Below are 8,198 nucleotides of genomic sequence, written 5' to 3'. Positions count from 1 at the left end.
CCCCCCCCCCCCCCCCCCCCCCCCCCCCCCCCCCCCCCCCCCCCCCCCCCCCCCCCCCCCCCCCCCCCCCCCGCCGGCGGGCCTCAGCTGCGCGCGGCGAGTGCCTCGCGCCATGCCGGGCTGTCGACGTAGTGGTTGTCGAACCGCTCCGAGGAGTCCTTGATCTCCTGCGGGTCGGCCTCGCCGCGCATCACCCGGCCGAGGAGGCGCAGGTAGTCGAAGCGGCCGGCGCCCGGGGTGAAGACGAACAGGACGTCGGCGGTCCTGCCGGGAGCCGCGGCGAAGGCGTGCGGGGTGTGCGGCGGCACGACGAGGAGGTCGCCCGCCTCCAGGACGGTGATCTCCTCGCCCACCAGTACCTGGAGCGCCCCGTCGATCACGAAGAACATCTCGGACGCCTTGGTGTGCAGGTGGGCGGGCGCTCCGATCGCGCCTTCGGCGAACGTCGACCGGTAGCTGGTGAGCCGCCCACCGGTGTGGCCGGAGTCAGCGAGCAGTGTCATGACGCTGCTGGGGTCCCGGGTCGTCTCGGCGTCGGCCGCGCGGGTGAGGAGCGGGGTGAAGCCCGCGGTCCGGGTCTGCTCGGTCTCATTCGTCTTCGTCGTCATGACTACGACTTTAGGAGGCCAACCGACCAGCAGAAGGGTGCATTTGAGGGTCGAAGGCATGGGTCAATCTGCTCAACTCACCAGGCCGTCCACGCCGCCTCGAAGGTGAGCCGCACTTCGCGGACGGAGGCGAGCGACGGGAACCCAGCCGCGGATCAGACCATGCTGAAGAACACTGCGGTGCCCAAGAAGCAGGGGCAGCCCGGTCAGGAACAATGCGTCCGGAGAAGTTTGTCGCGACACCCCGAATGTTCTGGGGGCGGGTTAAAGGAGGAGGTTAAATACCTGGGTGAGCACCTTGCTAGTGTCCGGTGTGGAGGTAGTGGCATATGGCATCGGAGGAAGAGCTGTTCGCGTCGGTCGACGCGCTGTTGGAGGCGGAGCCACAGCTCCCGCATCCAGCGGAACGCGCCCGGCTGCGTGAGGCCGCCGGAATCACCCAGGCCCGCCTCGCGACCGCGCTGAAGACCACGACCCAGTCGGTCAAGAACTGGGAGAACGGCCGCAGCGAGCCGAAGTCCCCCCGACTGGAGGCGTATCAGCGACTGCTGAACGGCTGGGCTGCAAAACACCCCGTACACGGCACGCCCGCGACCGCACCCGCCTCGCCGCCCGCGCCCCGACCGGAGCCGGCTTCGAAGACGTACCCGGCTCCCGCTCCCGAGACGCCCGAGACGGAAGCCACCGCGCCGGCTAAGGCGCCTGTCGCCCCGGCCCCCCTCAAGCGCCCGGACGCCCGCCGGGCGATGCCCTCCCGGCCTTCGCACGCGACGAAGGCGGCCGAGCCCGCCGCCGACCCGCGCTTCCCGCACGGCCCGCTCGCCGTCCTGGACAGCGACGGCTCCGCCTACGGGAGCGCAGGCCTCGTGCTCCACTGCTCCGCCACCACCATCCCGGAGCTGGTGGAGTGGACGCTCAAGGAGTCGGGGCTCGGCGCCGCAAAACTGCACCGCAACGGCAAGGACGCCGACCCGCTGATCGTGCTCACCGCCGCCGCCGCGGTGAAACTCGGCCTTCCCGAACACCTGGAGGGCCACGAGCAGCGCCGCTCCCTGCGCCTGCCCGCCGACCATCCAGTGGTCAAGCAGGTGACGAAGGCGAAATGGAGTCTCACGCAGCGAGGCTTCGGCCCCTGGGCCCGCATCTACCGACCCGCCCAGGCGGGTCAGCGGCAGTGCGTGCAACTGGCGATCCTCTCCTGGGACGCGCTCGACGCGCGTTCCTGGCCGGGAGTCGCCGAGATGGAACCGGCCGACGTTGCCCGCGTGCTGGGCACCTATGCGCTGCGTGTCCTCACACCGCGCGGCAGCACGGCCGTGTCCGGGCTGGAACTGATGACCGCGCTGCGCCCGCCCACCCGAGCCGTTCAGGATCACGCGACCGGCAACTGGGTCCCCGGCCACAACCCCGGCAGCCTGGGCACCGAGCCGGTCGACCCGGCGCCGCCAGAGGCCACCGGCGAACACCCGGTGGTCGTGAACTCCGGCTGGACCGGCGGCTTCCTGGACGAGGAGGCATATCAGTGGGTGCGTGACGTCGACCTGCTCACCGGCGAGGAGGCGACGCTGCCGTACGCGGTCGGCCTGGACCTGAACACCGCGTTCCTCGCGGCCGCGGCCCGCCTGACAGTGGGCCTGTCCGGCCCCGAACACCTCGTGAGCCCGCCCTTCAACCCGAAGGTTCCCGGCAGCTGGTTCGTGGACCTGTCCCACATCGAGGTGGACCCGCGCCTCCCCTCGCCGTTCACGCCGTCCGGGATCCGGCCTCAGGGTCCGGCCTGGTACCAGACCCATACCGTCGCCTACGCCCAGGAACTCGGCTACAACGTCGCTCCGATCGAGGCATACCTGCGCAGGGAGACGGGCGCCTACCTGGACCCCTGGCACGACCGGCTCAAGACCGCCTACGTCGACACCCTCGCCGACCTCGGCGTCACCAAAGACCTCACCGACCAGGAGTTCCTCTCGGCGATGGAGCGGCACAAGCAGGCCGACCCGGCCATGGCCGCGGTCCTCGCGGCGATCAAGGCCACCATCAAGGGTGGCGTCGGCAAGCTCCGCGAGCGCCCGCAAGGCCGCCACTACCAGCAGGGCGAACGGTGGCCGGCCCTGGAGCGCCCGACCTGGCGCCCCGACATCCGTGCCGCGGTCATCTCCAAAGCACGGGTCAACATGCACCGCAAAATGGCCAACATGGCCAAGATGACAGGCCTTTACCCGCTGGCGGTACTGTCCGACTGCGTCGTCTACCCCACCCCCGGCCGCAGCCCGCTGGACTTCCTGCCCTACAGCGCCTCCGGCAAGCCCCAGCCCGGCGGCTTCCGCCTCGGCCCCACCCCCGGCCTGGCGAAACTCGAGGGCGTCCAGGACCTGGCCTGGGCGGTCGACCTGATGGAACAAGGCCTCAACCCGGCCCGCCACATCAAGGGCGGCGACGCCGTCCTGGACGACGGAGAGTAGCGCCGTGGGAGAGATCGACGAGGCGATCGAACGCGCCGACCGGGAAGCGTTCACCCGCGAACCGCCCAAGACACTTCCGGCCCGCATCAACTACCTGCTCAAACAGCTGGGCACCGCGAAGGCCGTCGCAGCCGAACTGGGCGTCACCGCCGACTCGGTGAACCGCTACCGGCGCGGAGCCAGGAAGAACCCGCCCAAGGACATCGCCGCCAAGATCGACACCGCGGTGCGATCCCGCTGGCAGCCGCAGGTCCGCAGACGCCGGCGGAAGCAAGCCGCCGCCACGGGCGGCATCACCGTGGAGACACGAGCCCGCTTCGGCTACACCGCCCCCATCGGCACCACCGACGACGGCCGCTTCCGCCGCCTCACCGTCCACCTTCCCGCGGCATACGCACAGCGGCTGTTCGACGCCCGCGACGCCGGCGCCGGCGACCAGGAGATGCGCCGGATCATCGCCGAAGGATTCAAGGACATCTACTTCCAGGACGGCGGAAGCCGCGCCATGGGGATTTCGGATGTGGCCATCAACGACATCGACTACCTGGACCTGGACTTCTGAGCAGACGGAGTGAACGCCGGTCGCTCGACTGTCTCGAATCGGAGCACCATGGTTGTCGCACAGGTGCGCCTGCTGTCACAAAGATCGCCGAGCGTAGGGTGCTCGGGTGTTCAACCGGCTTGAGGTCAGTGTGTTGCCACCGGGCCCCCGATGGGCTGCGCAGTTGCAGTTCCGGATCGACGGCGAGGAAGTGGTGGCAGAGGCGGTCGGAGAGGGAGGCCGCGGCCTGTTTGCGGAGGACGTGCTGCCCGGCGGCGGTCACGATCCCCTCTGGGCGACCGGCGAGGAGCGACGCGTCGTGCTGGGCGAACCTGAGTGCACGGGCGGATGCTGTGGCTACCTGTCCGTGTTCGTGCAGCGTCATGGCGGGATCGTGGAGTGGTCCGACTGGGAGGTGCCCGTTGACAAGGTGCGGCCCCCGGCGTTCTCTTTCGACGCCGATCAGTACGACGCCGAACTGACCCGAGCACTGACAGACCGACGGTGGCTAGGCGCAGAGGAGTGATTGACGCGCCTCCTGACCTGTTCCCGGGGCGCGTGGCCGTCAAGCCGTGTGAACGTTGCCTGATGCGGCACTAAGATCCTGGCATGGCCCTGACCTTCAGTGACGTGGACCGGTTCGAGGCGGCCAGGCCGCGCCTGGAGGCCATCGCCTACCGCATGCTCGGCTCGGCGAGCGAGGCGGAGGACGCCGTGCAGGAGACGTATCTGCGCTGGCAGGCCGCCGATGTCGGGCGCATCGAGGTGCCCGAGGCCTGGCTGACCAAGGCGCTCACCAACCTGTGCCTCAACCAGCTCACGTCGGCCCGTGCGCGCCGCGAGACCTACGTCGGCCAGTGGCTGCCCGAACCGTTGCTCGAAGGGGACCCGATGCTGGGCCCGGCGGAGACGGCCGAGCAGCGCGAGTCGGTGTCGTACGCCGTGATGGTCCTTCTGGAGCGGCTCTCGCCCAACGAGCGTGCGGTGTACGTGCTGCGCGAGGCATTCGCGTACTCCCACCGGGAGATCGCCGAGATCCTGGACCTCAGTGAGGCGGCCAGCCAGCAGATCTTCCATCGCGCGAAGAAGCATGTGGCGCAGGGCAGGACGCGGGCGGCTTCCGACGCAACTGCCGTCGGCGGGGCCGCTTTTGGCGGTGCTTCGGGCGGCGCGAGGGTCGAGATCGACGAGGCGGTCGCGCGCCGGATCGTCGAGGAGTTCCTCGCTGCGGCGACCAGCGGTGAGACCCAGCCGCTGATCGAACTGCTCACCTCGGACGCCATCGCGGTCGGCGACGGCGGCGGGAAGGTGCCGGCCCGGGCCAGTGCCTTCGAGGGCGCACGCGCGGTGGCGAAGTTCCTGCGCGGGCTGTTCAAGCCGGCCCAGGCCAAGCGGAATCTGGTCGGCGGTTCGCCCGACCTCTACGCCGCCACGGCCAACGGCGGCCCCGCGGTCGTCGCCGTGGTCGACGGGCGGGTCTTCGGCATCATGTGCCTGGAGCGGACGCAGGAGGGCATCGTCGCGGTCCGCAGCCAGGTCAACCCGGACAAGCTGGAACGCGCGACACAGCGCTGGGCGGCGGGCGATTTCGGACCTCCGGTCCTGACCGAAGCCCTCTGACCCGTCGTGTGACGCAGGTCACTCTCGTCTCCTGTCAGGAATCGGAGGGCTGCCCGGTTCAAGGGGCGTGACCGGGCCACAAGGCTCCGGACCCGCGCAGACAGGAGCAGGAAAATGCAGCACCGGATCATCGTCCTCGGCGCCGGCTACTCCGGAGCGATCGCGGCAGGCCGGCTCGCCAAGCGGCTGCGCCGTGAGGACGTCGTCATCACCCTCGTCAACGCCGAACCCGACTTCGTCGAGCGGGTCCGGATGCACCAGCTGGCCGTGGGCCAGGAGCTCAAGCCGCGCCCGCTGAGCGACATGTTCGCGGGCACGGGCGTCGAGCTGAAGCTCGCGAAGGTCACATCGATCGACGTGGACAGCAAGACGGTCGCGGTGCAGAGCGCCGAGAGCACGGAGGAACTGGCCTACGACACACTCGTCTACGCCCTCGGCAGCAGCGGCAACGACAACGGCGTCCCGGGAGTTGACCAGCACGCCCACCAGATCGCGAGCCGCCCCGGCGCGCTCCGGCTGCGCGAGCGCCTGAGCCGTCTCGCCGAGGGCGAGACGGTGCTCGTCGTGGGCGGCGGCCTGACCGGCCTGGAGTTCGCGACGGAGGTGGCCGAGGCCCGCCCGGACCTCGACATCACGCTCGCCACGCGCGCCGAACTGGGCGACTGGCTCTCCCCGAAGGGCCGCGCGCACCTGCGCAAGGTCATCGACAGGCTCGGCATCACGGTGCACGAGAACGCCTCGGTGACCGCTGTCGCGGCGGACCGGGTCACGACCGCGGACGGCCGGACCCTCCCGGCTGCCGTCACTGTCTGGACCACGGGCTTCGCGGTCCACCCGCTGGCCGCGGCCACCAGCCTCGAACTCGCGGACACCGGCCGCATCGTGGTCGACGCGACGATGCGCTCCGTCTCGCACCCGGACGTGTACGCGATCGGCGACGCCGGCCACGCACTGGGCGCAGGCGACAAGCCACTGCGCATGTCCTGCGCCTCGGGCACCCCCATGGCCTGGCAGGCCGCCGACTCCATCGCCGCCCGCCTGACCGACGGCAAGCTGCCGAACGCCCCGCTGCGCTACTTCAACCAGTGCATCTCCCTCGGCCGCACGCAGGGCCTGATCCAGTTCGTCACCGCCGACGACCGCTCCGTGGACCGCGCCCTGACCGGCCGCTTCGCGGCCCGCTACAAGGAGTTGGTCTGCAAGGGCGCGGCCTGGGGCGTCGCCAACCCGACGCTGGGCATTCCGGTACGACGGCGACGGGTGGCGGCCGACCGGGCCGCGGCACAGGGGACGGCACGGGTCGCGGCGTGAAGCACCTGCCACCTTCCGCAGAGCCTTTCTCGACACCGAACAGGCTCGGAACGAAGGCGAGTTGGACACTGCTGATGGTCGACCGGCCGCTCTATTTCTCCGGGGCTCCGAACCAGTGGGTTGCGGCCTGTGCGAACGCGTCGTGATCGGGGGCGTGCTCACCCGCCCAGGCCACGACGCCGTCGGGTCGGATCAGTACGGCGGCCAGCCCCAGGTCGTTGCGCACCGGGCCGGACGCGTACCGGATGCGGCCTTCCCACCCCTGGGCGGCGCCCTGCAGCGCGCGGTCGGTGCTGAAGTCGAGCGCAACGCCCTGGCCCCGGTGCATCAGGTCACCGAGGCGGGTGCCGTCGTCGAAGCGGAAGTCCGGTGCGGCCCGGCCGATGAGCGGATGCCGGTGTCCCAGGTCGTAGCGGTGGAAGAGCCCCGATGTGGTGCGGTAGACGTGGGTTGCTCCGTCGGGGGTGCTCATCAGGTCACGGACCAGCTGGCGCAGCGCAGGGGCGTTGGGGCCCGGCTTCATGGTCGCCACCTGAGCTCGGGACCAGTCGAGCACCGATGCGCCGACGGGGTGGCGCTCACTGGTGTAACTGTCGAGCAGGCCGTCGGGCGCGTGTCCGTGCACGGTGGCCGAGAGCTTCCAGCCGAGGTTCATGGCGTCGCCGATGCCGAGGTTGAGCCCCTGGCCACCCAGAGGGGAGTGGACGTGCGCGGCGTCGCCGGCGAGCAGAACGCGACCCCTGCGGTACGTCGGCGCCTGCATCGCGCGATCGGTGAAGCTGGAGGCGAGATGGACCTCGTCCAGCGTCACATCGGCGCCGGAGACGCGGCGTAGGACCGTCTGGAGGTGGTCGCGGGTCAGCGGTTGCGAGCGGTCGAAGGTGCCGCCGTCGAAGTCCATCATGCCCAGGTGTCCTTCGAAGGGCGTGCGCAGGTACATGCCGTTCGGTGTCAGGTTGAACCCGAGGGGCAGCTGCTGCGGGTCGGTGAAGGTGACCTTGGCGACGTAGCCGGTGAACAGCGGCTCGGTGCCGACGAACTCGAAGCCCGTGAGCTCGCGTACCGCGCTGCGCCCCCCGTCGCATCCCACCAGCCAGCGCGCCCGGTACTCCTGCCCGCCCGCGGTGGCGACAACGCCCTCGTCGTCCTGGCTCACGGCCGTGACGGGAGCGCCCCGGACGATCTCCACACCGAGAGCGGCGGCCTGCTCGGCCAGTACCGTCGTCACCGTTTCCAGGCTCGTCATGAAGCCTTCCATCGCCGGACTGGGCAGCCGGAAGGGAAGGGCGGCTGCGTCGATGGTGGCCGCGTCGAGCGCCATGCCCGCGAAATGGCTCAGGTCACGAGGCGCGGGCGGCTCGACCGCTTCGGGGTCCGCGCCGACCTTCTCCGCGTTGACGCCGGAAGCCTTCGCCATCGCTTCCAAAAGGCCGCGGCGGTAGAACGTCTCGGCGGACCCTGCGGTCAGGCCCCGCAGCCCCAGCGGGAGCGCCTTCAGTGGCGAGGTGGGTTCCTGGTCCCGCTCGAGCACCAGGACGCGAGAGCCGGTCAGGGCGAGCTCGCCTGCCAGGAACAGGCCGACCGGGCCGGCGCCCGCGATCACTACGTCGTGCATCAGGAATTCCCTTCTGGAACGATCAGCGGCAGACCCGTGCGGAT

7 protein-coding genes are annotated in these 8,198 nt (G+C 70.6%); 5 read left to right on the top strand and 2 right to left on the bottom strand.

Going from position 1 to position 8,198, the window contains the following annotated elements:
• Positions 1–83: 83 nt before the first annotated feature.
• Positions 84–608, bottom strand: coding sequence for a cupin domain-containing protein (locus tag ACN6LB_RS17315; RefSeq protein ID WP_445026688.1), 525 nt, complete (start codon positions 606–608; stop codon positions 84–86).
• A 329-nt stretch (positions 609–937) separates the two neighbouring features.
• Between ACN6LB_RS17315 and tap the strand changes: the two genes are divergently transcribed.
• From tap to ACN6LB_RS17290, 5 genes are all read left to right on the top strand, one after another.
• A complete protein-coding gene (gene tap / locus ACN6LB_RS17310) occupies positions 938–3,067 on the top strand; it encodes a telomere-associated protein Tap (protein ID WP_445026687.1) in 2,130 nt (709 codons plus the stop codon).
• A gap of 4 nt (positions 3,068–3,071) precedes the next feature.
• Entirely contained in the window at positions 3,072–3,629 is a 558-nt protein-coding gene (gene tpg, locus ACN6LB_RS17305) for a telomere-protecting terminal protein Tpg (RefSeq protein ID WP_356147888.1), read from the top strand.
• A 106-nt stretch (positions 3,630–3,735) separates the two neighbouring features.
• A complete protein-coding gene (locus ACN6LB_RS17300; protein ID WP_445026686.1) occupies positions 3,736–4,134 on the top strand; it encodes a hypothetical protein in 399 nt (132 codons plus the stop codon).
• An 83-nt stretch (positions 4,135–4,217) separates the two neighbouring features.
• Entirely contained in the window at positions 4,218–5,228 is a 1,011-nt protein-coding gene (locus ACN6LB_RS17295; RefSeq protein WP_445026685.1) for a sigma-70 family RNA polymerase sigma factor, read from the top strand.
• Positions 5,229–5,342: 114 nt separating this feature from the next.
• A complete protein-coding gene (locus tag ACN6LB_RS17290) occupies positions 5,343–6,539 on the top strand; it encodes an NAD(P)/FAD-dependent oxidoreductase (protein ID WP_445026684.1) in 1,197 nt (398 codons plus the stop codon).
• 91 nt (positions 6,540–6,630) lie between these two features.
• Here ACN6LB_RS17290 and ACN6LB_RS17285 read toward each other — a convergent pair whose 3' ends face one another.
• Positions 6,631–8,154 carry an FAD-dependent oxidoreductase gene (locus tag ACN6LB_RS17285; protein WP_445026683.1) on the bottom strand — a complete coding sequence of 508 codons (1,524 nt, stop codon included), beginning with the start codon at positions 8,152–8,154 and terminating at the stop codon, positions 6,631–6,633.
• Between the last annotated feature and the right edge of the window lie 44 nt (positions 8,155–8,198).

The sequence above is a fragment of the Streptomyces sp. SAS_270 genome, assembly GCF_052543295.1.
This window is presented reverse-complemented; position numbering and strand designations above follow the sequence as displayed.

What these genes read in the sequence shown, in the direction of transcription:
- ACN6LB_RS17315 (WP_445026688.1), bottom strand. Translation starts at nt 608, where the DNA reads ATGACGACGAAGACGAATGAGACCGAGCAGACCCGGACCGCGGGCTTC.
- tap (WP_445026687.1), top strand. Translation starts at nt 938, where the DNA reads ATGGCATCGGAGGAAGAGCTGTTCGCGTCGGTCGACGCGCTGTTGGAG.
- ACN6LB_RS17295 (WP_445026685.1), top strand. Translation starts at nt 4,218, where the DNA reads ATGGCCCTGACCTTCAGTGACGTGGACCGGTTCGAGGCGGCCAGGCCG.
- ACN6LB_RS17290 (WP_445026684.1), top strand. Translation starts at nt 5,343, where the DNA reads ATGCAGCACCGGATCATCGTCCTCGGCGCCGGCTACTCCGGAGCGATC.
- ACN6LB_RS17285 (WP_445026683.1), bottom strand. Translation starts at nt 8,154, where the DNA reads ATGCACGACGTAGTGATCGCGGGCGCCGGCCCGGTCGGCCTGTTCCTG.